Source organism: Streptomyces sp. NPDC054047 (assembly GCF_055585065.1).
Genome location: NZ_JBVJKV010000014.1, coordinates 76,744 through 98,871 on the forward strand (window position 1 = coordinate 76,744; position 22,128 = coordinate 98,871).

22 protein-coding genes are annotated in these 22,128 nt (G+C 71.3%); 15 read left to right on the forward strand and 7 right to left on the reverse strand.

What is annotated here, in order from left to right:
- From ACZ6ZP_RS37425 to ACZ6ZP_RS37435, 3 genes are all read left to right on the forward strand, one after another.
- Positions 1-771, forward strand: coding sequence for a transcriptional regulator (locus tag ACZ6ZP_RS37425; protein WP_399984290.1), 771 nt, complete (start codon positions 1-3; stop codon positions 769-771).
- An 82-nt stretch (positions 772-853) separates the two neighbouring features.
- The gene (locus ACZ6ZP_RS37430) at positions 854-1,249 is read left to right on the forward strand and encodes a roadblock/LC7 domain-containing protein (protein ID WP_351163097.1); all 396 of its coding nucleotides are present in this window, start codon (positions 854-856) and stop codon (positions 1,247-1,249) included.
- A 75-nt stretch (positions 1,250-1,324) separates the two neighbouring features.
- A complete protein-coding gene (locus tag ACZ6ZP_RS37435; protein ID WP_351163095.1) occupies positions 1,325-1,699 on the forward strand; it encodes a hypothetical protein in 375 nt (124 codons plus the stop codon).
- A 46-nt stretch (positions 1,700-1,745) separates the two neighbouring features.
- Here ACZ6ZP_RS37435 and ACZ6ZP_RS37440 read toward each other — a convergent pair whose 3' ends face one another.
- Both ACZ6ZP_RS37440 and ACZ6ZP_RS37445 read right to left on the reverse strand, forming a co-directional pair.
- Positions 1,746-2,579 carry a MurR/RpiR family transcriptional regulator gene (locus ACZ6ZP_RS37440; RefSeq protein WP_351163093.1) on the reverse strand — a complete coding sequence of 278 codons (834 nt, stop codon included), beginning with the start codon at positions 2,577-2,579 and terminating at the stop codon, positions 1,746-1,748.
- Complete coding sequence (locus tag ACZ6ZP_RS37445; protein ID WP_351163091.1) at positions 2,576-4,153, reverse strand: aromatic amino acid ammonia-lyase; 1,578 nt, start codon at positions 4,151-4,153, stop codon at positions 2,576-2,578. Before ACZ6ZP_RS37445 ends, ACZ6ZP_RS37440 begins: the two co-directional genes overlap by 4 nt.
- Before the next feature lie 152 nt (positions 4,154-4,305).
- Between ACZ6ZP_RS37445 and ACZ6ZP_RS37450 the strand changes: the two genes are divergently transcribed.
- From ACZ6ZP_RS37450 to ACZ6ZP_RS37480, 7 genes are all read left to right on the forward strand, one after another.
- Positions 4,306-5,496 carry an ABC transporter ATP-binding protein gene (locus ACZ6ZP_RS37450; protein ID WP_361470052.1) on the forward strand — a complete coding sequence of 397 codons (1,191 nt, stop codon included), beginning with the start codon at positions 4,306-4,308 and terminating at the stop codon, positions 5,494-5,496.
- A complete protein-coding gene (locus tag ACZ6ZP_RS37455; RefSeq protein WP_351163087.1) occupies positions 5,493-6,140 on the forward strand; it encodes an ABC transporter permease in 648 nt (215 codons plus the stop codon). Before ACZ6ZP_RS37450 ends, ACZ6ZP_RS37455 begins: the two co-directional genes overlap by 4 nt.
- A 1-nt stretch (position 6,141) precedes the next feature.
- Complete coding sequence (locus ACZ6ZP_RS37460) at positions 6,142-6,813, forward strand: ABC transporter permease (RefSeq protein ID WP_351163084.1); 672 nt, start codon at positions 6,142-6,144, stop codon at positions 6,811-6,813.
- Between the two features lie 20 nt (positions 6,814-6,833).
- Complete coding sequence (locus tag ACZ6ZP_RS37465; protein ID WP_469410251.1) at positions 6,834-7,769, forward strand: ABC transporter substrate-binding protein; 936 nt, start codon at positions 6,834-6,836, stop codon at positions 7,767-7,769.
- 37 nt (positions 7,770-7,806) lie between these two features.
- Positions 7,807-9,204 carry a purine-cytosine permease family protein gene (locus ACZ6ZP_RS37470; protein WP_361470047.1) on the forward strand — a complete coding sequence of 466 codons (1,398 nt, stop codon included), beginning with the start codon at positions 7,807-7,809 and terminating at the stop codon, positions 9,202-9,204.
- Positions 9,205-9,284: 80 nt separating this feature from the next.
- Positions 9,285-9,707 (forward strand): hypothetical protein, encoded by a 423-nt coding sequence (locus tag ACZ6ZP_RS37475; protein WP_351163079.1) that lies wholly within the window; start codon positions 9,285-9,287, stop codon positions 9,705-9,707.
- Positions 9,708-9,873: 166 nt separating this feature from the next.
- A complete protein-coding gene (locus ACZ6ZP_RS37480; RefSeq protein ID WP_361470045.1) occupies positions 9,874-10,473 on the forward strand; it encodes a short chain dehydrogenase in 600 nt (199 codons plus the stop codon).
- A 359-nt stretch (positions 10,474-10,832) separates the two neighbouring features.
- On the opposite strand, the gene ACZ6ZP_RS37485 is transcribed toward ACZ6ZP_RS37480, so the two are convergent.
- Entirely contained in the window at positions 10,833-12,224 is a 1,392-nt protein-coding gene (locus tag ACZ6ZP_RS37485) for a cystathionine beta-synthase (RefSeq protein ID WP_351163074.1), read from the reverse strand.
- Positions 12,225-12,394: 170 nt separating this feature from the next.
- Between ACZ6ZP_RS37485 and ACZ6ZP_RS37490 the strand changes: the two genes are divergently transcribed.
- From ACZ6ZP_RS37490 to ACZ6ZP_RS37500, 3 genes are all read left to right on the forward strand, one after another.
- Complete coding sequence (locus tag ACZ6ZP_RS37490) at positions 12,395-13,402, forward strand: SGNH/GDSL hydrolase family protein (RefSeq protein WP_383819371.1); 1,008 nt, start codon at positions 12,395-12,397, stop codon at positions 13,400-13,402.
- 264 nt (positions 13,403-13,666) lie between these two features.
- Entirely contained in the window at positions 13,667-14,887 is a 1,221-nt protein-coding gene (locus ACZ6ZP_RS37495; protein WP_351163070.1) for an acetyl-CoA C-acetyltransferase, read from the forward strand.
- 243 nt (positions 14,888-15,130) lie between these two features.
- Positions 15,131-15,970: a hypothetical protein gene (locus tag ACZ6ZP_RS37500; protein WP_351163068.1), complete on the forward strand. Its 840-nt coding sequence runs from the start codon at positions 15,131-15,133 to the stop codon at positions 15,968-15,970.
- Between the two features lie 34 nt (positions 15,971-16,004).
- Here ACZ6ZP_RS37500 and ACZ6ZP_RS37505 read toward each other — a convergent pair whose 3' ends face one another.
- Complete coding sequence (locus tag ACZ6ZP_RS37505) at positions 16,005-16,286, reverse strand: hypothetical protein (RefSeq protein WP_399984215.1); 282 nt, start codon at positions 16,284-16,286, stop codon at positions 16,005-16,007.
- A 132-nt stretch (positions 16,287-16,418) separates the two neighbouring features.
- Here ACZ6ZP_RS37505 and ACZ6ZP_RS37510 point away from each other — a divergent pair, with 132 nt between their 5' ends.
- Positions 16,419-16,649, forward strand: coding sequence for a DUF4287 domain-containing protein (locus tag ACZ6ZP_RS37510; RefSeq protein WP_160505450.1), 231 nt, complete (start codon positions 16,419-16,421; stop codon positions 16,647-16,649).
- Between the two features lie 89 nt (positions 16,650-16,738).
- On the opposite strand, the gene ACZ6ZP_RS37515 is transcribed toward ACZ6ZP_RS37510, so the two are convergent.
- The 3 genes from ACZ6ZP_RS37515 to ACZ6ZP_RS37525 form a co-directional block, all read right to left on the reverse strand.
- Positions 16,739-17,656, reverse strand: coding sequence for a Bax inhibitor-1/YccA family protein (locus ACZ6ZP_RS37515; RefSeq protein WP_351163064.1), 918 nt, complete (start codon positions 17,654-17,656; stop codon positions 16,739-16,741).
- Between the two features lie 66 nt (positions 17,657-17,722).
- Positions 17,723-19,120 (reverse strand): MFS transporter, encoded by a 1,398-nt coding sequence (locus tag ACZ6ZP_RS37520; protein ID WP_468615171.1) that lies wholly within the window; start codon positions 19,118-19,120, stop codon positions 17,723-17,725.
- Positions 19,121-19,176: 56 nt separating this feature from the next.
- On the reverse strand, positions 19,177-20,352 hold the full coding sequence (locus tag ACZ6ZP_RS37525; protein WP_361470039.1) for a 4-hydroxybenzoate 3-monooxygenase: 1,176 nt from the start codon (positions 20,350-20,352) through the stop codon (positions 19,177-19,179).
- 130 nt (positions 20,353-20,482) lie between these two features.
- Between ACZ6ZP_RS37525 and ACZ6ZP_RS37530 the strand changes: the two genes are divergently transcribed.
- Complete coding sequence (locus tag ACZ6ZP_RS37530; RefSeq protein WP_399984226.1) at positions 20,483-22,111, forward strand: IclR family transcriptional regulator domain-containing protein; 1,629 nt, start codon at positions 20,483-20,485, stop codon at positions 22,109-22,111.
- Positions 22,112-22,128: the final 17 nt, after the last annotated feature.

Genomic DNA, 22,128 nt, shown 5'->3' on the forward strand with positions numbered 1-22,128 from the left:
ATGCGGATAACGGCGCCCGCCACCTCGCCCATGCTGATGCGCCTGGCCGGTGAGCGGGCGACCGGCGCCCTGCTGCGCGACCAGGGCACCCTCTACCTCGTCGACGGCCGCGTCGTGCACGCGGAGAGCCCCGCGGCGCCCGGCATCGACGTCCTGCTCACGGCCGGCGGGGCGCTGCCCCCGCAGGGCTGGCAGGAGGCACTCTCGCTCGCGGGCACCCGGCACGAGGTGGGGCGGCATCTGATAGACAGCGGCCGGGTCACCGCGGGCGAGCTGGAGATGTGCCACACCGGCGCGCTGTTCGACGCCGCGTTCTTCGTCCTCGGCCCGGCGAGCGGGCCCACCCGGTTCCGATACGGCGTCGCGCACTGGCTCGGCCGGGTGCGGCCGGTGTCGGCCGAGACCGTGGAGCGCGAGACCCGGCGGCGCCGGGCCCTGCTGGACAGCGTCTGGCCCTGTCCGGAACTGGACACCTCCCCCGTCGTGCCGCGCGAGCCCGCGCCCGGCCAGACCGTCACCGGACGCCAGGACGCCCTGCTGCGGCTCGCCGACGGTGTCCGTACGCCGACGGCGATCGCCTGGGCGCTCGGCCGCCCTTCGTTCCACACCCTCATCGAGGTCAGACGGCTCGCCGCGGCCGGGCTCGTGGAGCCCCCGCGGACACCGGACCCGGCGCCGAGGATGCTCCACCTGCCGATCCCCGAGGACCACGCCGAGCCGGACATCGACCTCCTGCGCCGGGTCCGCGACGCGCTGGAGGCAAGTCTGTGAATCTCCGTGCCGCTCGGCGGATCCGGCCCCCGCACCCATGAAGTTCTTCGCGCTCTGGAAGCGCGCCGGGAGGAGACAGCTGATGGCCGTGGAAGCCGACGTACTGGGCGAACTGAAACGGCTGCGGACCAGGATTCCTCAGCTCAGGGGAGCCCTGACGGCCAGCGTCGACGGGCTCGTGCTCGCGCAGGACGCGGCGGACGTCGACGCGGAGGGCGTCTGCGCCCTGACGGCGGCGGCGCTCGGGGTGGCCCTGCGGCTGTCCGACGCGACGCATCAGGGCGGCTTCCGCGAACTGCTCATCCGCGGCGAGGACGGCTATGTGGCGACGTACACGGCCGGTTCCTCCGCCGTGCTGACCCTGCTCGCCGAGCCCCGCGTGAACGTGGGCCGGCTGCATCTGGAGGGCCGCCGTTCCAGCGCGCTCATCGGAGAGCTCGTCGACGCCGCCGTCGAAAAACGAGCGGAGGAAACCTGACCCATGTCCCCCACAACACCCTCATCGTCCCCGTCACCGCGGACGCCCAGCAGACGGAAAGGAAGTGCGAAATTCATGGCCAACACAGAGACAGCACTCAAGGAAGCGACCACCTCGATCGAGGGAGTCATCGGCGCCGCCCTGGTCGACTACACGAGCGGCATGGCGCTGGGCACGATCGGCGGCGGAAAGGACCTGGACCTGAACGTCGCCGCGGCCGGCAACACCGACGTGGTGCGGGCCAAGCTGCGCACGATGGAGCTCCTGGACCTCAAGGAAGAGATCGAGGACATCCTGATCTCGCTCAGCAGCCAGTACCACCTGATCCGGCTGATCAAGGGCCGCAACAACAACGGCCTCTTCCTCTACATCGCCCTCGACAAGGACCGGGCCAACCTGGCCATGGCCCGCCATCAACTCCGGCGCATCGAGGCGAATCTGGAGGTCTGAGCCGGGACGTGACACCCGGCGGGCCGGGCCTTTCGGGCCCGGCCCGCTACTCCACGAAGAGACCGCGCGCCGCGGCCCCCGCGTCGAACTCCTCCAACCGTGCCTGCGCGTCCGGCAGTCCGTCGCACATGGCCTCCAGGAGCACCCGGCCGAGCAGCATCGGCGCGCAGGCCGTGTCGAAGGCCAGGCCCGTGCCGACCGCCGCCGGGAGCAGGAGGTCGGAGTGGGCCGCCACGGGGGCGAACGCCGAGTCCGCGACCGTCACCACCGAGAGGCCCGCCGCCTGCGCGTAGGCCAGCGCGTCCACCACCTCCCGCGGATGCCTCGGCAGCGCGAAGCAGAGCAGGGCCGAGGCCCCCGCCCGCACCGCCGCGTCGATCCGGTCGGCCAGCATCGTGCCGCCCGCGTCGAGGAGGCGTACGTCGGGATGGACCTTCGCCGCGAAGTACGAGAAGCCGTACGCCTGGGACGCCGCCGCCCGCAGGCCGAGGACCGGCAGCGGGCGCGAGGAGGCGAGGAGCTGTCCGGCGCGCTCCACCGGCGAGGGGTCGGCGAGGACCTCCGCCAGATGCCGGAGGTTCGCGATCTCCGCCTCGACCGCCTGCTGGTACTCGTTGAGCGAGGCCTCGCCCGCCGCCTCCGCGGGTGCGAGCTCCCGCAGGTGCCTGCGCAGCGCCGGGTACCCGTCGAAGCCGAGCGCCACGGCGAAACGGGTCACCGAGGGCTGGCTCACCCCGGCCAGCTCCGCCAGCTCGACGCTGGAGAGGAAGGGGACGTCCCCCGCCCGCCGCACCATGCAGTGCGCGATGCGCCGCTGTGTGGGCGTGAGCCGGTGCCCCTCGAAGAGCACTTGCAGCCGCGCCGCAGGACTGTCACTCATACCGCTCCCGTTCCCCTCACAACACCCTTGCTCTCGAAGGCCGTTCCGCCCCCGGCCCCGAGGTCCAGCCACAGCTCCGTGAACCGGTCGAGCAGCCCGGCCGCCGCCGTCACATCATCCGTCAGCGGCCGGTCGGCCAGCTCCGCGTCGAGTATCGAGTCCGCGAGCTCGAAGGCCCGCCCCACGGGCAGGTCCGGGTCGAGCCGCATGTCCCGCTGCCGCAACGCCCTGACCGCCGCGACGAGTTCACAGCCCACGACCAGGCGGTAGGCGTCGCACGCCCGCAGCGTCTGCCGCGCCGCGAGCGAGGCGAAGCTGGCCTGCTCCTCCACGCCGCGCGAGAGCACCGCGTGGCCCAGGGACGCGGGCGCGGAGAAGGCGCGCAGGTCACCGAGGGCCGCCCCGGCCGCGTACTCCAGGATCATCACGCCCGACGACGCCGGTTCGCCGTCCGCGAGGAACGGGCGAAGGCGCGTGAAGCCCGGCTCGTTCAGGGTCGAGAGGCGCGAGGTCGACAGGCGCGCGGCCTGCGTCACCGCGAGCCTGAAGTGGTCCAGGGACAGGGCGAGTTGGGCCAGGTAGAAGCCGCCGTGATGGTACGCCGCCATGTCATCCGCCGAGATCAGCGGGTTCTCGGCGGCCGCGTTGATCTCCACCGTGAGGACGTCTTCAAGGGCGTCCGCCGCGTCGTGCGCGGGCCCGTGGATCTGCGGGACGCAGCGCAGGCCGTAGGGGTCCTGGATGCGGCCGAGCGGGGGCGTGGGGCGGTCGGGGGCGCCCAGGATCAGCCGCATGCGTTCGGCGACCGCGTAGGAACCCGCGTGGCGCCGCGCCTCGTGCACGGGCAGCGCGTACGCCTCGTACGAACCGTCGACCGCCATCAGGGAGAGCGCAGCCACCACCTGCGTGGCCGCGATGAGGCCGCGCAGCTCGTGCAGGGCGAGCGCGGACTGGCCGAGCGTGAGGGCGTTGCTGCTGATCAGGGCGAGGGCGTCGTTGTTGTCCAGGGGCTGCGGGGCGGGGGCCGCGCCCGACCCCTGCCAGGGGTGCTCGCCCGCGAGCGCGAGGCCCATCTGCGCGAGCGCGGCGATGTCGCCCGTGCCGACCGAGCCGAATTCGTTGACCTTCGGGTAGGCGCCCGTCTCCAGGGCCTCGCAGAGCGCGGTGACGACGGTCGGGCGCAGCCCCGCGCCACCGGCGAGCAGCTGGTTGGCGCGGACCGCGAGCATGGCGCGCACCTGCCGTGCGGGCAGCTCGTCGCCGATCGCGCCGGCGTGGCTGCGCAGCAGGCGCAGACCGTGGTCGGACGCCGCCTCGGTGGGCACGGACTCATTCCGGTTCGCGCCCACGCCGGTGGAGCGGCCGTAGACGCGGCCCCAGGAGGCGATCTCCCGCGCGGCGTTCCAGGAGGCCTCCACACGCTTCATCCCGTCCGTGCCGGGAACGGGCTTTGCGGTGGATTCGGCCATACGTACGACATCTGCGACCATCAATCCGCGGCCGTCCAGGACGACGACCGAGCCGCTGTCGTCAGGTGCCCTGTCGGTCGCCCTGTCCGCGATACGAGACGACATCACTCGTAATTCCTCCTCAACCCGGACGCTCCGTCTTGCCCTGCGACCACTCGTTACCAGTGATTTACGCCGGGGCGTGGACAAGCTATTGACAATCTATTCAGTCAACGAGAACTCTGCATGACGATATACAGCCGGGCAAGGGACTCCTCATGATCCAATTCGATACGGTCCACAAGCGCTTCCCGAACGGCACAACCGCGGTCCACGACCTGACCCTTGAGATGCCGGAAGGGGGCGTGACCGTCCTCGTCGGATCTTCCGGTTGCGGCAAGACGACGACGCTCCGCATGATCAACCGGATGGTCGATCCGACCTCCGGGACGATCAGGGTCAACGGCAAGGACGTCCTGGAGCAGGACGCGGCCGAGCTGCGCCGCTCCATCGGCTACGTGATCCAGCAGTCCGGGCTCTTCCCGCACCGGACCGTCCTGGACAACATCGCGACGGTGCCGCTCCTGCTCGGCTGGGGCCGCAGGAAGGCGCGGACGCGGGCGGCGGAGCTCCTGGAGACGGTCGGCCTCGCCGCCGATGCCGGGAAGCGCTACCCGCACCAGCTCTCCGGCGGCCAGCAGCAGCGGGTCGGCGTGGCGCGCGCACTCGCCGCGGACCCGCCGGTGCTCCTGATGGACGAGCCGTTCGGCGCGGTCGACCCCGTGGTCCGCACCCAGCTCCAGGACGAACTCCTGCGCCTCCAGCGGGAGTTGAACAAGACCATCGTCTTCGTCACGCACGACATCGACGAGGCCGTACGGCTCGGCGACCGCATAGCCGTCTTCCGCACCGGCGGCCACCTCGTCCAGTGCGCGAGCCCCGCCGAGCTCCTGGCCCGCCCCGCCGACGACTTCGTCGCGGACTTCCTGGGCGCCGAGCGCGGCCTCAAGCTGCTCTCGCTCTCCACCCTCGCCGCGGTCCCGCAGGGCCCCGCCCCTGAGGGCGGCGCCTGGACGCTGCGCCTGGACTCGGCGGGGGCACCGCTGGCCTGGCGGCACAAGGACGGCGACGCGGCGGACATCCCCGTACGCCCGCTGCGGGACACGGACTCGCTGCTGTCGGCGCTGAACGAGTCGATAGCCGCGCCGAGCGGTCTGGTGGCCCGGGTCGACGCGGACGGCACCCTGACCGGTGTGACGTCGCGCGACGACATCCACGAGCACGCAGGCGTGGCGCACGAGCAGGGCCGCCGGGACAGGGGTGCCGCCGAAGGGGCGCGGGGAACAGCGCGAGCAACCCAGGACGACCCGCACCCGCCGACGGACCATCGGACGCAGACGCACCCGCGGGACGCCGAAGCCGAGGCCGAGGCAGTGGACCCGGTCAAGCCCGCGGAGCGACCCGCGTGAGCGTCGACTGGTCGTGGATAGCCGACCACACCGACGACCTCACCACCCTCACCCTCTCGCACCTTCAGGCCGCCCTCACCGCCGTACTCCTCGGCCTGCTCATCTCGCTCCCCCTGGCCGTCGTCGCGCACCGCGTGCGCCCCCTGCGCGGACTGCTCCTCGGCCTGTCGAACGTCCTGTTCACCATCCCCTCCATCGCGATCTTCGTGCTGCTCCTGCCGGTCAGCGGGCTCACCCGCACCACCACCGTCATCGGCCTGACGATCTACACGCTCGTCGTGCTCCTGCGGAACACCGTCGAGGGTCTGGACTCCGTCCCGGCCAAGACGAAGGAGGCGGCCAAGGCCATGGGCACCCGACCCCTGCGCACCCTCCTCACCGTCGAACTGCCCCTCGCGCTCCCGGTGATCATGGCGGGCGTACGCATCGCGACGGTCATGGCGATCTCGCTCGTCTCCGTCGCCACGTACATCGGCGACGGCGGCCTCGGACAGCTCTTCACGGACGGGTTCCAGCGCAACTTCCCCACCCCCGTCATCGTCGGCGTCGTCCTGACCCTGCTCCTCGCACTCGTCGCGGACGCGCTGCTCGTCACCCTCCAGTACGTCCTGACGCCCTGGACCCGCCGCAAGAGGAGCGCGTGACATGTACGAACTCTTCAAGGACCTCGGCGCCTGGCTGGTCAGCGGCGAGCAGTGGGCCGGGTCCGACGGCATCGGCACCCGCCTCGCCGAGCACCTCCAGTACTCACTGCTCGCGACCCTCATCGCCGCCGCGATCGCGCTGCCGGTCGGCCTGCTCATCGGGCACACCGGGCGCGGCGCCTTCCTCGCCATCAACCTCTCCAGCTTCGGACGCGCGCTGCCCACGGTCGGGCTCGTCGTCCTGGTCTTCCTGGCCAGCGGGCTCTCGATGTGGCCCGTCTACATCGCGCTCGTCGCCCTCGCCGTGCCGTCCATCGTCACCAACACGTACGCGGGCATGACCGCCGTCGACCCCGAGGTGCGGGACGCGGCGCGCGGCCAGGGCATGCGCTGGCACCAGGTCCTGTTCCAGGTCGAACTGCCCCTCGCGCTCCCCCTGATCATGACCGGCCTGAGGCTCGCGCTCATCCAGGTCGTCGCGACGGCCACCATCGCCGCGTACGTCTCCTTCGGCGGGCTCGGCCGGTACGTCTTCGACGGGCTCGCCCAGCGCGACCTCGTGCAGGTGCTCGGCGGCGCCGTGCTCGTGGCCCTCGTCGCCGTCGTACTCGATCTCGCGCTCTCCGCGCTTCAGCGCGCCCTCTTCCGCCACCGCCCCGCCAAGTCGGCCTAGGAGAAACCCAGATGGCCCCCATGAACCGCAGAAACCTCCTCGGCGGGCTCTTCGCCGCCGCGTCCGTCCCCGCGCTCGCCTCCTGCAGCGGCGGCATCACCTCCCTCGACGGCGGCGGCTCCGGCGGCTCGGGCGGTGGCTCCAGCAAGAACGGCGTCACCATCGGCACCGCCAACTTCACCGAGAACCAGGTCCTCGGCTACCTCTACGCCGCCGCCCTCGAAGCGGCCGGCGTGACGACCAAGGTCCGCCCCAACCTCGGCACCCGCGAGATCCTCATCCCCGCCCTCAAGGGCGGCGACATCGATCTCCTGCCCGAGTACCAGGGCGCGCTCCTGCACTACCTCGACACCAAGGCGAAGGCCACCGAGGAGGGCGAGATGCAGAACGCCCTCGCCATGGCCCTGCCGCGCGGCCTGCAGATCCTGCCCTACGGCAAGGCCGAGGACTCCGACGCCTTCGTCGTCACCCGCGAGACCGCCGACGAGTACGGCCTCAAGACCCTCGCCGACCTCGCGAAGCACAACGGCAAGCTCGTCATCGGCGCCGCGCCCGAGGTCAAGAAGCGCACGGTCGGCTCGGTGGGCCTCAAGGACGTCTACGGCGTGGAGTTCAAGGAGTTCAAGTCCCTCGACTCCTCCGGCCCGTTGGTGAAGGGCGCCCTGCGCAAGGGCGACGTCGACGTGGCGAACCTCTTCACCACCGACACCGACATCATCGCCGAGAAGTGGGTCGTGCTCACCGACCCCAAGAACCTGATCCCCGGCCAGCACGTCGTCCCGCTCATCGCCGACCGCAAGGCCGACTCGACGGTGCGGGCGGCGCTCGCCCGCCTGGGCAACGCGCTGACCACCAAGGACCTCACCGAGCTCAACCGCCTGGTGGACAAGGACAAGAAGGACCCCGAGGACGTCGCGAACGACTGGGCGGCGAAGCACGGCATCAGCAAGAAGTAGCTCACCACCGGCTCGGCAGCAGGGAGTTCACCGGATCATGGCAGACACTCTCGTGGAGCGGCGCTCCATCGACGTCGTCCCCGACGACGAACGGCACGGCACGGCGTTCAGCCAGTTCACCCTCTGGCTCGGCGCCAACCTCCAGATCACCGCGGTCGTCACCGGCGCGCTCGCCGTCGTCTTCGGCGGCGACGTGGTGTGGTCGGTGGTGGGCCTGCTGCTCGGCAATCTGCTCGGCGGCGCGGTGATGGCCCTGCACTCGGCGCAGGGCCCCAAGCTCGGCCTGCCCCAGATGATCCAGTCCCGCGCCCAGTTCGGGGTGCGCGGCGCGGTCGTCCCGCTCCTGCTGGTCATCCTCATGTACGTCGGCTTCTTCGCCAGCGGCAGCGTCCTGGCAGGACAGGCCACGGCCCAACTCACGCACACGAACGACACCACCGGCATCATCGTCTTCGCGGTGGTCACGGCCGTGGTGGCGGCGGTCGGCTACCGCGTGATCCACGTCCTGGGCCGGGTGGCGAGCGTGATCTGCGCGCTCGCCTTCATCTACCTCGGCATCCGCCTCCTGGACCGCGTGGACATATCGGCACTGCTCGGCGACGCCCACTTCGACCTGCCGATGTTCCTGCTCGCGGTGTCGCTCTCGGCGTCCTGGCAGCTCGCCTTCGGTCCTTACGTCGCGGACTACTCGCGCTATCTGCCGCGTACGACGTCGGGGCGGGCCACCTTCTGGTGGACCCTGTCCGGCTCCGCGCTCGGCTCGCAGTGGTCGATGACGTTCGGTGTGCTCGTGGCGGCGAGCGCGGGCGACGCCTTCCTCGCCAACCAGGTCGGATACGTGGTGGGCCTGGGCGGCACGGGCCTGATCGCGTCGTTCCTGTACTTCGTGATCGCGCTCGGCAAGCTGACCATCAACGTGCTCAACACCTACGGCGGCTTCATGTCGATGGTGACCAGCATCAGCGGATTCCGCGGCCAGAAGACGCTCTCGCCGCGCGGCAGGGCGGCGTACATCACCCTGATCATGATCGCGGGCACGGTCGTGGCGCTGCTCGGCAAGGACAGCTTCCTGACGTCCTTCAAGGACTTCCTGCTGTTCCTGCTGACGTTCTTCACGCCCTGGTCGGCGATCAACCTGGTCGACTACTACCTGATCTCGCGGGAGCGCTACGACATCCCGGCGCTCTCGGACCCCCACGGCCGCTACGGAGCCTGGCGCTGGGACGCGCTCACGGTCTACGGAGTCGGCCTGCTCGCCCAACTCCCCTTCCTGGTCACGCACTTCTACACCGGCCCGCTCGTGGAGCCGCTGGGCGGCGCGGACATCTCCTGGATCGTGGGCCTGGTGGTCCCGGCGGTCCTCTACTGGCTCATCGCCCGCCGCGACACCTCGCACATCCCGACGGAACGGGAGCACGCCCTGAGCAAGGTCTGAGGACGGGTGCTGGGCCCCGCCGAAAAAAGGGGGGATAGCCCCACTGTCAGGCCCGCGACGGCTGCGTACCGTACGGAACCATGGAAGCCCGTGACGCCGAACTCAAGAAGGAACTCGACGCCACTCTGCACGCCCGCAGGGAACTAGGCGAAGAGTACGAGTCCGCGCTGGTCGACTCTTTCCTCGGAAAGGTCGAGCAGCGACTGGACGGCACCATCGACCGGCGGATGCGCCGGCACATGGCCGAGCAGCAGATGGTCGTCGCCCGCGGCTCCCGCGCGCCCAACGGCGCCGTGGACTCCTGGGGCGAGCGCTTCGGCTTCGGCATCGTCTCGCTGATCCTCGCCATCCCGCTCTCGGCGATCGGCGTGGTCAACGCGGACCTGCCCGGCCTCTTCGTCACCTGGGGCGGCATCGTCGGCGTGAACGCGGTGCACTCGATGCGGGGCATGAACTTCGGGCGCCGCGGCGACCGCGGGCGCAAGTCGGAGTGGGACGACTGAGGCTGCGGCTCACGGCATTCCGCCGCCGATCGCCACCCGGGGGGAGGGTCATCCCCGGTGGTTATGACGGCAGGTATTGGACGCCGGTCGGACACTCCCCGAGCCTGAACGAGCACTGCTCACCCCGCAGGAATCTGTTGCTCACCGCTCGGGAATCGGGACCCTCATGAAGATCGTCGTCATCGGTGCCACCGGCACCATCGGATCCGCACTCGCCGACACCCTGGAGACGGGCGGGAGCCACGAGGTGGTCCGGGCGTCGCGGCGCGGTCCGGTCGTGGTGGATCTGGCGGAGCCGACGTCCATCGACGCGATGTTCGAGGCGGTCGGGGCCGTCGACGCGGTCGTCGCGGTGGCGGGAAGCGGGCAGATCGCGCGGATCGACGCCTCCTCCGACGCGGACTACTTCCGGGGCCTCGAAGGCAAGATGCTGGGCCAGGTCCACCTCACCCGCCGCGCCGCGCACCACCTCGCGGACGGCGGCTCGCTCACCCTCACCAACGGCATCTCGGCCTTCTCCGAGCCCGGCCTCTCCTTCGCCGCCCTCGTGAACGGGGGCCTCGCCCACTTCGTGCCGACCGCAGCGGAAGAGATGCCGCGCGGCATCAGGCTGAACTCCGTCAGCCCCGGATGGGTGGCGCAGACGCTGGAGAAGATGGGGCGCGACGGGTCGCAGGGGACTCCGGTCGCCGAGGTGGTCCGCGCGTACGTCGAGTTGATCGAGGGGACAGGGCGGGGCCTGGTGGTGTCGCCGGGAGCGGAGTGACGGCCCCTCACGTCTCCCGTCACGCCTGAAGAGGCGCGCGACAAGAGACGCCGCGACGTATACGAAGTTCATGCGCGGGGACCGCCGCACCCCCGGATACCCAGGGGGCGGGACGACGGCGGTCCCCGCGAGGGACGCCGGCCGGGTCAGGACCAGGCGACGTCCAGGCGTTCAGAGGTCCGGGAGCCGCTCCGGAGTTCCTGTACGCCGACAACAACCAATGTGCCGGAGCCGTGTTAAGCGGGTGCTGCGCGGACGTGTCGCGCTCGTACCACTTCCGCGAAGTTCGCCCCACGGCCCCACGACCCCACGGCACACGCCTCACGGCACACGACCCACGGCACACCCGGGGCCGGCTCCTACTGCCCCTGCTGCTCCGCCAGGAAGGCCAGCAGGTCCTGACGGCTCACCACACCGGTCGGCTTGCCCTCGACCAGGACGATCGCCGCGTCGGCCCCGCCGAGCACCGACATCAGGTCCGCGACCGGCTCGCCGGAGCCGACCTGCGGCAGCGGGTCCGACATGTGCTTCTCCAGCGGGTCGCCGAGCGAGGCGCGCTGCGTGAACAGGGCGTCCAGGAGCTCGCGTTCGACGACGGAGCCGATGACCTCGGCCGCCATCACGTCCGGGTGGCCCGCGCCCGGCTTGACGATGGGCATCTGCGAGACGCCGTACTCACGCAGTACGTCGATGGCCTCGCCGACCGTCTCCTCCGGGTGCATGTGGACGAGCGAGGGCAGTTGGCCACCCTCCTTGCGGCGCAGTACGTCACCGACGCGAGGCGCGTCGCCCGCCTGCTCCAGGAATCCGTAGTCGTTCATCCACTCGTCGCTGAAGATCTTGCTCATGTAGCCACGGCCGGAGTCGGGCAGGAGCACGACCACGACGTCGTCCGGACCGAGCCGCTCGGCGACCCGCAGCGCGGCCACGACGGCCATCCCGCAGGACCCGCCGACGAGCAGCCCCTCCTCCTTCGCGAGCCGCCGCGTCATCTGGAAGGAGTCCTTGTCGGACACCGCGATGATCTCGTCCGTCACGTTCCGGTCGTAGGCCGTCGGCCAGAAGTCCTCACCGACGCCCTCGACGAGGTAGGGCCGCCCGGAGCCGCCGGAGTACACGGACCCCTCGGGGTCGGCGCCGACGACGGTGACCGCGCCCTTCGAGATCTCCTTCAGGTACCCGCCGGTCCCGGAGATGGTGCCTCCGGTCCCGATGCCGGCCACGAAATGGGTGATCTTCCCCTCCGTCTGCTCCCACAGCTCGGGGCCGGTGGAGTGGTAGTGGGAGAGCGGGTTGTTCGGGTTGCTGTACTGGTCGGGCTTCCAGGAGCCGGGGGTCTCGCGCACCAGGCGGTCGGAGACGTTGTAGTACGAGTCCGGGTGGTCGGGATCGACGGCCGTGGGGCAGACGACGACATCGGCGCCGTAGGCCCGCAGGACATTGATCTTGTCCAGGGAGACCTTGTCCGGGCACACGAAGATGCACTTGTAGCCCTTCTGCTGGGCCACGATGGCGAGCCCCACCCCGGTGTTGCCGGAGGTCGGCTCGACGATGGTGCCGCCGGGCTTGAGCTCCCCGCTCTGCTCGGCCGCCTCGATCATGCGCAGCGCGATGCGGTCCTTCACGGAACCGCCGGGGTTGAAGTACTCGACCTTGGCCAGGACGGTCGCCTGAATGCCCGTGGTCACGTTGTTGAGCCTCACCAGCGGGGTGTTGCCGACGAGACTGATCATCGAGTCGTGGAATTGCACCGTTGTCTCCGGGCTGCGATGTAGTGCGACGAATGGGTGCCGTCAGCCTAAGGGTCCCGTTCAGTCGTTCACCTCCGCATGCGATTGGCCGACCGTCCTTACGGGGCAATGAGTTGATGTAGGGCGGTATGACGACGAGGAGGTGGCTGCAGGGCATGTCGAGGGCGAGGGTGGCGCGGCGGATCGCCGCGGGCGCGGCTTACGGCGGCGGAGGTATCGGGCTGCTCGGGGCGGCGACCGTGGGAGTGGTCCTCGCCGAGGTGCAGCTGGCGAAGCGGACCGTCGGGAACAGCGGGGAGCATGCGGCTCCACCGCGGGCGGACGGTCGCTACGGCTGGGGGTACGCGGATCGGCCGGACGGTGCGGAACCCCTGCGGTTCGCGATGCTCGGCGATTCGACCGCCGCGGGCCAGGGGGTGCACCGGGCCCGGCAGACTCCCGCAGCCCTGCTGGCGGCGGGGCTCGCCGCGGTGGCCGAGCGGCCGGTGGAGCTGCGGAACGTGGCGCTGCCGGGTGCGCAGTCGGACGATCTGGACCGCCAGGTGACGCTGATCCTGTCCGACCCTTCGTCCTGGGTTCCCGACGTCTGCGTCGTGATGATCGGCGCGAACGACGTGACGCACCGGATGCCCGCGACGCGCTCCGTGCGCCATCTGGCGGCCGCGGTGCGCAGGCTGCGTACGGCCGGGGCGGAGGTGGTGGTCGGGACGTGCCCGGACCTGGGGACGGTCGAGAACGTCTACCAACCCCTGCGGTGGATGGCGCGGCGGGTGTCGCGGCAGCTGGCCGCCGCGCAGACGATCGGCGTGGTCGAGCAGGGCGGGCGGACGGTGTCGCTCGGCGACCTGCTGGGCCCGGAGTTCCTCGCGAACCCGCGGGAGCTGTTCGGCCCGGACAATTACCACCCTTCCGCGGAGGGGTACGCGACCGCGGCGATGGCGGTGCTGCCGACGCTGTGCGCTTCGCTGGGGCTGTGGCCGGAGGAGGAGCGCCCCGACGTGTCGCGGCGCGAGGGCTTCCTGCCGGTGGCCCGGGCGGCCGCGCAGGCCGCCTCGGAGGGCGGCACGGAGGTGGCGGCCGCGATGCCGACGGGGCCTCGCGGTCCCTGGGCCCTGCTCAAGCGCCGTCGCCGGCGGCGCATCCACCACGCACCGGACCCGTCCCCCTTGCCGCAGTAGCCCTGCGGGGGCCGAGGGGGGGCGGGGTGTCCAAGCCCTGCGGGGGCCGAGGGGGGGGCGGGGTGTCCAAGCCCTCCGAGCCCTCCGAGCCCTCCGAGGCCCCTCGCAAGGCCCCCGCAAGGCCCCCGGCGCACCCCCGCCAGGCTGAGCAAGCGCTTAGGAAAATGCGGCCCGCATCACAGTCCCCGCCCGATGACCTATGGCGATACGTGCAGGTAACTTCCCAAGGAGTCCTGCCTGCCCCCTCGTCACTGGAGTGCCTCGATGCCCGAAGCCGTGATCGTCTCCGCCGCCCGCACCCCGATCGGCCGCGCCTTCAAGGGCTCCCTGAAGGATCTGCGCCCGGACGACCTGACCGCCACGATCATCGAGGCCGCCCTCGCCAAGGTCCCCGAGCTCGACCCGAAGCTCATCGACGACCTGATGCTCGGCTGTGGTCTGCCGGGCGGCGAGCAGGGGCACAACCTCGGCCGCATCGTGGCCGTGCAGATGGGCATGGACCACCTGCCGGGCTGCACCATCACCCGGTACTGCTCCTCCTCCCTGCAGACCTCCCGCATGGCCCTGCACGCGATCAAGGCCGGGGAGGGCGACGTCTTCATCTCCGCCGGCGTGGAGATGGTGTCGCGCAGCATCAAGGGGTCCAGCGACGGGCTTCCCGACACCCACAACCCCCTCTTCGCCGACGCCGAGGCCCGTACCGAGGCCGTGTCCAAGACCGAGGGCACCGACTGGCACGACCCGCGCGAGGACGGCCTGATCCCGGACGCCTACATCGCGATGGGGCAGACCGCCGAGAACCTGGCCCGCGCCAAGGGCGTCACCCGCAAGGACATGGACGAGTTCGGGGTGCGGTCCCAGAACCTCGCCGAGGAAGCCCTCAAGAACGGCTTCTGGGAGCGTGAGATCACCCCGGTGACCACCCCCGACGGCACGGTCGTCAGCAAGGACGACGGCCCCCGCGCCGGCGTCACCCTGGAGGGCGTCGAGGGCCTCAAGCCCGTCTTCCGCCCCGACGGCCGCGTCACCGCCGCCAACTGCTGCCCGCTCAACGACGGCGCCGCCGCCCTCGTGATCATGAGCGACACCAAGGCCCGCGAGCTCGGCCTGACCCCGCTGGCCCGCATCGTCTCCACCGGCGTCACCGGCCTCTCCCCCGAGATCATGGGCCTGGGCCCGGTCGAGGCGTCGAAGCAGGCCCTCTCCCGCGCCGGTCTCACCGTCGACGACATCGACCTCTTCGAGATCAACGAGGCCTTCGCCGCCCAGGTGATCCCCTCCTACCGCGACCTGAACATCCCGCTCGACAAGCTGAACGTCAACGGCGGCGCCATCGCCGTCGGCCACCCCTTCGGCATGACGGGCGCCCGCATCACCGGCACGCTCATCAACTCCCTCCAGTTCCACGACAAGCAGTTCGGTCTGGAGACGATGTGCGTCGGCGGCGGCCAGGGCATGGCGATGGTCATCGAGCGCCTCAGCTGACCCCTTCCGCCCCTGCGGATGCCTCACGTCTCCATTGATTCGTGACTCAATCTCCCCCAGGATGTGACCTATCTCCTGGGGGAGATGCATATCCCCAGGTCAGAGCATGTCTGTGGATAAACACCGGGCCGAAAGACCTGTCCAATTCGTGACGTAATGCACTGACAGGTGGATCGTGCAGGCTTCAAGCTGATGTAGGAAGTCGGGGGTCGACTTGAAACCGGGAGTACGTCAGTGAGCGCCATGCCTATTGCCTTGCTGCTCTCCACGGCCGCTGCCACGGCCGTGGGTGCCGCCGCCCTGCACGCCGTGCACGGGCTTCGGAAGCAGATCACGACGTTGCGCACCGAGCTGGCCCAGAGCCGCTCGGCGACCGCACACGCCGTCGTGCCCGCCGCCCGCACCACTCCGGACACCGACGAGATACGCACGGCTGTCGCCGAGGCACTCGCCGAGGAACGGGAGCGCGAGCTGGCCGAGGCACGGGCCTTCTGGGCCGCCCAGGAAGCCCGTGACGCCTCGGACGCGCCCTCGTTGCTGAGCGGCCTGCCCGGCCTCTCCGACATGGCCGACGAGCTGTTCCTGCCCCGCCAGGCGGACTTCTCGGGCCTGGAGCAGGACAGCCTGGAGCCGGTCGTCGAGCCGTACGGCGATCCGGCCGACGAGTTCGCTGGGGGCACCTCCCTGGACGGAGTCCATGGGGGAGATTCGCCGGAGCTGGCCGCGGCCCGCCGCCGCCACCCCTCGCACCCGGACTTCGTGCCGGTCCAGTCCCCCGTCAACGGCGACCACGAGCGCACGGTCGCCTGTCTTGAGGAACTGGCCGACGCCCGCACGGCGCTCGCCGACGTGCGCCCCGGACCGCTCGGCACGCTGGACGTCTACGTCTTCGCCGACGGCACGACGCTCTGCATGACCCCGGGCCACCGCGAGACCGCGGAGCTCCTGTCCGACGCCCTGCGCGACGGCCACACCCCGGTCCTGCTCGGCGGCTCCGGAGTCTCCGGCGCCTACGCGCTGACCTTCGAGTGCGGCACCGAGAACGTCTACATCCTGGCCGACCGCGTCATCGCCTCGGTCTGACCGGAGCGACCCCGGCACACGCCGGGGTCACACGTCACACCGCGGCGCGCTTCTGCGCCTTCTCCACGAGCGTCAGCGCCTCCGCGAGCTGACCGGAATCCTCCAGCACAAGGGCCAAATCCCGCCCCGCGACCGTGATCTGGTCGGCCGCCGCGAACATCCCGGCGTCCGGCATCTCCCGCGGCTCCGCGTCCGGTACCTCGATCCGCTGCGCCCACGCCGCCAGTTCCCTGGCCAGAGCGAGCGCCTCGGTCGCCGCCCCCCGCTGCAGGCGGCTCTGCGGGGCGGCCCGCAACCGGTCGGCGAATTGGTCCACTGCGGCCGTCAAAGGCGTCGTATCAAGCACCCGGCGACCTTATGCGCCCGGGCGGGACTGTTGCCAACGCCCCAACGCTCAGGCACGGTGGCGTGAAGGACGGAACACATCGCGACGCGTCCGGAGGCGCCGATGTCACAAGTCTTCTCCGAGGAGACCCACCGCAATCTGATCGCCCGCATCCCCCACTGCACCGGTCGTGAGATCTCCGACTGGCTTCGCGCCGTGGACGAAGGCCCCTCGCTCTTCCGCTTCGAGGAGAAAGTCAGCTGGCTCCGCGCGGAGCACAACCTGGCTTATGGGCACGCAAAGGCCATCATTCACGAGTACGACTTGCGCCGGGCCGCGCGCAAGCTGCTCTGACCCCCCTGTTCCCTCACTCACTCACACACGACGAAGGGCCCCGCGGAACTTCCGTTCCGCGGGGCCCTTCGGTGAGCTGATCAGCCGCGTCAGTCGTTGCCCTGAAGGATGGCGATCAGGCGCAGGAACTCGAGGTAGATCCAGACGAGCGTCATCGTCAGACCGAACGCCGCGAGCCAGGCCTCTTCCTTCGGCGCGCCGTACGCGATGCCGTCCTCGACCTGCTTGAAGTCCAGGGCCAGGAAGCACGCGCCGAGCAGGATGCCGACGATGCCGAAGACGATGCCGAGGCCGCCGCTGCGGAACCCGAGGCCGTCGCCGCCGCCGAAGACCGCGAACAGCAGGTTCACCGCGGTCAGCAGCAGGAAGCCCATCGCCGCGGCCATCACGAAGCCGTAGAAGCGACGGTTGACGCGGATCCAGCCCGCCTTGTAGGCGACGAGGACTCCGACGAAGACCGCCATCGTGCCGATCACGGCCTGCATGGCCGCGCCGTCCGCGATGCGGTTGTCGACGACGCTCGAGACGACGCCGAGGAAGACACCTTCCAGGGCGGCGTACGTCAGGATCAGCGCGGGCGAGGCCTTGCGCTTGAAGGCCTGCACGAGGCCGAGCACCATCGCGATGAGGCCTGCGCCGATCGCGATGCCGTACGACTTGCCGATGTTGGCGTCGTCCACGGGCAGCAGCGCCCATGCGAGCGCCGCCGTGACCAGGAGCGTGCCGAGCGTGGTGGCCGTACGCATGACGACGTCGTCCATCGTCATCCGGCCGGCGGTGGTTACGGGCGCCTGGGGGGCGCCGTGCTGCAGGTCCTGCTGGGCGTAGGGGTTCGTCGCGTACGGATTGGCCGGGGCCTGCTGGCCCGCGGTGCCCGCGTACGGGTTGCCCTGCTGGGTCTGCGTCCCGGCGGCGGGTCCCCCGGCCTGCGGCTGCGTGCCGAAGCCCGCGTAGCCGTTGTCGCGGCTGAACCCCCGTCGCGAGAAGACCGGGTTGCTGCTCCTCATTTCACTCCTCCATGGCCACCGTGCGTGGCTTTGGCTCAAGAGTAATGCGTAGGCAAAAGGAAGACCCTAGTGCTTGGGGAGGATCTTTCCCTCCTTGTGACCAAGAACGTCCGGCCCGGTGCTCTCTGTTCCCGGTGAGGCCGGGGATACACCCTCGTCGGCCGGGGTCCGCCGGCTGCGCCGGACGAGTGGCACGAGCGAGATCGCGACGGCTCCGAGCACGGCGGCCACGGCGAACGTGGTGAATCCGAGTGACGCGTTCCCGCCGGAGACGACGGCGCCTCCCAGCCACGGTCCGACGACCGCGCCGGTGCGCCCTACGCCGGTGATCCAGCCGAGCCCGGTGGCGCGCTGGGCGGGCGTGTAGACGGACGGGGCGGAGGCGTAGACCATCACCTGCGCCGAGAAGAGCCAGATGCCGGTGACGAAGACGATCACGTACGCGACACCGAGCGGCAGCTCCGCCTTGAGCAGGAAGGCGCCGCAGGCGGTGAGCAGGAACCAGATGGCGGAGATCCGCACGGCGCCGAACTTGTCCGCCATCCGCCCCGCGACGAGCATGCCGACGATGCCGCCCGCGTTGATCACCATGAGGAAGGTGACGGAGGAGGAGAGCGAGTAGCCGGAGGCCCGCATCAGCTCGGGGAGCCAGGTCGAGACCCCGTAGACGAGGAGCAGTCCGGCGAAGGACGCGAGCCACAGGAGCGGGGTCGCCAGGCGTTGGCCCGGCGTGAAGAGCGAGGCGACGGCGGCGAAGCGGCCCTTGGCGCCCGCCTCGGGGGCTTCGGCGAGCGTCGGGGACGGCAGCAGGTAGCGGGCGGCGACGGCATCGGCCTCGCTCGCGCGCCCCTTGGCGAGCAGCACGCCGGGCGATTCGGGCAGCCACTTCAGTACGAGGGGGATGGCGACGACGGCGGGGATCACGCCCGCCCAGAAGACGACGCGCCAGCCGTGGTCGGGCCCGAGCCAGAGCCCGAGGCCCGTGGCCGCCATGCCGCCCGCGTGGTACGAGGTCATCATCAGGCCGGTGGCAAGCGCGGCCCTGCGCCGCGGCGCGAACTCGGCGACGATCGCGAGGCTGATCGGCATCAGGCCGCCGAGCCCGAGCCCGGCGATGAACCGGCCGCCGCCGAAGACGGCGGCGCTGGGCGCGAGCGCGCAGACCGCGGAGCCCAGGGAGAAGAGCGCGACGCTGCCCGTCACCATCGGCTTGCGGCCTGCCCAGTCGGTGAGCGTGCCGCAGCCGAGGGCGCCGATGAGCATGCCGAAGGTGGTCCAGGAGCCGATGGTGCCCGCGGTCGACGCGGTGAAGCCGAAGCCCTCGTCGTCGATGAGGTGCGGCATCACGGCGCCGTAGATGTTGACGTCCATGCCGTCGAAGAAGACGACGAGCCAGCACAGGGCTATGACGGGGGCGACGGATTTGAAGGTCCGCTGGGGCGCGGCGCCTTGGGGAGCGGTCACGGGGCTCTCACTTCTTTGTGGAGTGGGGATTTTTTGGGGGGTGCGGCGGGATGGGCTCAGTCGAGGGGGAAGCCCGTGTAGCCCTCGGCGAGGTCGGTCTCGGCCGGGCGTGCGGTGGTGATGCGGTCCAGCTGAGCGAGCTGGATGCGGTCCTCGAAGCCGGTGGCGTCGGGGGCACGGTGCAGCATCGTGGTCATCGCGTACGAGAAGCGCTCGGCCTGCCAGACGCGGCGCAGGCAGGTCGCGGAGTACGCCTCCAGGCGGGCGTCGGAGCCCGTCTCGCGGAGTTCGACGAGCGCGCGGGCGAAGGTGACGACGTCGCCGACGGCGAGGTTGAGGCCCTTGGCGCCGGTGGGCGGGACGATGTGGGCGGCGTCCCCGGCGAGGAAGACGCGTCCGTGCCGCATGGGCTCGTGGACGTAGCTGCGCATGGGGGTGACGGACTTGGCGGTGATGGGGCCGCGCTTCAGCGTCCAGGCGTCGTCGGTCTCCAGGCGCCGGTCGAGCTCGTCCCAGATCTCCTCGTCGCCCCAGTCGGCGGCGTCCGTGCCCGCGGGGACCTGGAGGTAGGCGCGGGTCACCGTGGGCGAGCGCATCGAGAGGAGCGCGAAGCCCCGGTCGTGGCGGGCGTAGACCAGTTCGTCGTGCGAGGGCGGTACGTCGGCGAGGATGCCGAGCCAGCCGAAGGGGTACGTCCGCTCGAAGACCTGGGAGACGTCGGCGGGCACGGCCTTGCGGGCCACGCCCCAGGAGCCGTCGCAGCCCACCACGTAGTCGCATTCGAGGACGTCCTCGCGGCCCTGGTGGCAAAAGCGGATGCTGGGGCTCTCGGTCTCCGCGCCCTCGACGGCGAGCGCCTCGGCCTCGAAGAGCAGCGGGCCACCGGCGGCGAGCTGGAGGGCTATGAGGTCCTTGCAGACCTCGGTCTGGGCGTAGACCATCACGGACCGGCCGCCGGTGAGGGCGGGGAAGTCGACGCGGTGCCTGCGGCGGTCGAAGCGCAGCTCGATGCCGTCGTGCGGAATGCCCTCGCGGTCCATGCGGGCCGCGGCGCCCGCCGCGCGCAGGACGTCGACGGTGCCCTGCTCCAGGATTCCGGCGCGCTGGCGCTGCTCCACGTAGGCGCGGTCCCGGCTCTCCAGGACGACGGAGTCGATGCCGGCGTTGTGCAGCAGGCGGGCGAGGAGCAGCCCCGCCGGTCCGGCTCCGATGATTCCGACGGTGGTGCGCATCGGCCGACCCCTCCACTTGTTCGTCTGGTGAACTTTCGTTCATAATGTGCTGACGGGAGTCTCCGACCGGACCATGCGGCTGTCAACGGTTGCGGGGAACCCGATGTCCACCCGTGCGAGGAGCGGCGCCATGCCAGAAGAGTCCGTACGCCCCCTGGAGCGCGGTCTCGCGGTCCTGCGCGCCCTCGCCGTCGCCGACCAGGCACGGGCGGGCGACCTCGTCCGCGCCACCGGCCTGGCCCGCTCGACGGTGGACCGGGTCGTGGCGACCCTGGCCCGCATCGGCTACGTACGCGAGCACGGCCAGGAACTGCACCTCACACCCCGCCTGATGGAGCTCGGCAACGCCTATCTCGCGGCCGGCGGCCTCAGCGGCGAGGTCGCGGCGCGCACCGCCCGGCTCGCGGACGAGCTGGACGAGTCGGTGTCCCTCGCGGTGCCGGACGGCGACGGCGTCCGCTTCGTCACGCAGGCAGCGCGGCGCCGCGCCATGTCCGTGGCCTTCCGCATCGGCGATCTGCTGCCCGCCGAGCGGTGCGCGCCGGGGGCACTGTTCGCCGCCGAGTGGGACGAGGCCGCGTGGGCGGCGTGGCGGGCCCGCGTGGCCGCCGACCCCGAGGGGAGCGCCTTCCCCGCGCTGCCGCCGGGCCCGGCCGCGCCGCCCCCGGCTCTGGCGGACCGCGTGGAGCGCTCGCGGGCGACGGGCTGGGCCCTGGACGACCAGCTGATCGAGCCGGGCCTGATCGCGACGGCGGTCCCGGTGCGCGACGCCACGGGCCAGGCCCGGTACGCCCTGTCTGCGGTGAGCCACACCAGCAGGCACACGGCGCAGGGCCTCGCGGAGCTCGTGCTGCCACGGCTGCGACAGGAGGCGGCGCTGCTCGAAGCGCTGCCGACCGTCCAAGCGGCGTACGCGGAAGAGGAACTGACGGCAGCTCAGGAGCCGGACACCGCCGACGCCAAGACCGAACTGGGCCCCGGGTTCCTCCAGTCGCTCGCCCGCGGTCTCGCCGTCCTGCGCGCGCTGGGCCGGGCCCGCGGCGACGGACTCCCGCTCACCGCGATCGCCGCGGCCACCGGGCTGCCCCGGGCCACCGCACGCCGCTGCCTGCACACCCTGGAACTGGAGGGGTACGCGGCGCACGACGGCCGCCTCTACCGCCCGCTCCCCCGCATCCTGGAGCTCGGCTACGCGCGCCTCTCCCGCCTCGGCCTCGCCGACATCGCCGAGCCGCACCTGCGCCAACTGACGGGGCGCGTCCACCAGTCGGCCTCGGTGACGGTGCTCGACGGCACGGACATCCTGTACGTGGCGCGGGCGGCGACCGTCCGCGTCATGAGCGTCCACATCACGCTCGGCACGCGCTTCCCCGCCTACCCCACCGCCATGGGCCGCGTCCTGCTCGCCGGGCTGCCCGCGCCGGAGCGCGCGCGCATCCTGCAGGCCGCCCCGCCCGAGCCCCTCACCCGGCGCACCGTCACCGACCCCGCGGAGCTGAACCGCGTCCTGGACCGGGCCGCCGCCGACGGCTACGCCACCGCGGACGAGGAACTGGAGGAAGGTCTGCGCTCGGTCGCCGTACCGCTCAAGGACGCCCGGGGGCGCGTGGTCGGCGCCCTGAACGTGGCCCAGCACGCGGGCACCGCCCCGCTGGCGGAGACCATCGGGGCGCTGCTTCCCGCACTGCGCGAGACGGCGGCGGCGATCGAGGCGGACCTGCACACGGCGGCCCGCTTCAACGGCGTACTGATGCCGTAGCGGGATACCGCCGACGT

Bases quoted from the DNA above. Each gene is read 5' to 3' on its own strand.
- ACZ6ZP_RS37515 (WP_351163064.1), bottom strand. From the start codon at position 17,656: ATGAGGAGCAGCAACCCGGTCTTCTCGCGACGGGGGTTCAGCCGCGAC.
- ACZ6ZP_RS37475 (WP_351163079.1), top strand. From the start codon at position 9,285: ATGGAAGCCCGTGACGCCGAACTCAAGAAGGAACTCGACGCCACTCTG.
- ACZ6ZP_RS37435 (WP_351163095.1), top strand. From the start codon at position 1,325: ATGGCCAACACAGAGACAGCACTCAAGGAAGCGACCACCTCGATCGAG.
- ACZ6ZP_RS37425 (WP_399984290.1), top strand. From the start codon at position 1: ATGCGGATAACGGCGCCCGCCACCTCGCCCATGCTGATGCGCCTGGCC.
- ACZ6ZP_RS37500 (WP_351163068.1), top strand. From the start codon at position 15,131: ATGCCTATTGCCTTGCTGCTCTCCACGGCCGCTGCCACGGCCGTGGGT.
- ACZ6ZP_RS37450 (WP_361470052.1), top strand. From the start codon at position 4,306: ATGATCCAATTCGATACGGTCCACAAGCGCTTCCCGAACGGCACAACC.
- ACZ6ZP_RS37480 (WP_361470045.1), top strand. From the start codon at position 9,874: ATGAAGATCGTCGTCATCGGTGCCACCGGCACCATCGGATCCGCACTC.
- ACZ6ZP_RS37525 (WP_361470039.1), bottom strand. From the start codon at position 20,352: ATGCGCACCACCGTCGGAATCATCGGAGCCGGACCGGCGGGGCTGCTC.
- ACZ6ZP_RS37440 (WP_351163093.1), bottom strand. From the start codon at position 2,579: ATGAGTGACAGTCCTGCGGCGCGGCTGCAAGTGCTCTTCGAGGGGCAC.
- ACZ6ZP_RS37460 (WP_351163084.1), top strand. From the start codon at position 6,142: ATGTACGAACTCTTCAAGGACCTCGGCGCCTGGCTGGTCAGCGGCGAG.
- ACZ6ZP_RS37495 (WP_351163070.1), top strand. From the start codon at position 13,667: ATGCCCGAAGCCGTGATCGTCTCCGCCGCCCGCACCCCGATCGGCCGC.
- ACZ6ZP_RS37430 (WP_351163097.1), top strand. From the start codon at position 854: ATGGCCGTGGAAGCCGACGTACTGGGCGAACTGAAACGGCTGCGGACC.
- ACZ6ZP_RS37530 (WP_399984226.1), top strand. From the start codon at position 20,483: ATGCCAGAAGAGTCCGTACGCCCCCTGGAGCGCGGTCTCGCGGTCCTG.
- ACZ6ZP_RS37470 (WP_361470047.1), top strand. From the start codon at position 7,807: ATGGCAGACACTCTCGTGGAGCGGCGCTCCATCGACGTCGTCCCCGAC.
- ACZ6ZP_RS37445 (WP_351163091.1), bottom strand. From the start codon at position 4,153: ATGTCGTCTCGTATCGCGGACAGGGCGACCGACAGGGCACCTGACGAC.
- ACZ6ZP_RS37465 (WP_469410251.1), top strand. From the start codon at position 6,834: ATGAACCGCAGAAACCTCCTCGGCGGGCTCTTCGCCGCCGCGTCCGTC.
- ACZ6ZP_RS37510 (WP_160505450.1), top strand. From the start codon at position 16,419: ATGTCACAAGTCTTCTCCGAGGAGACCCACCGCAATCTGATCGCCCGC.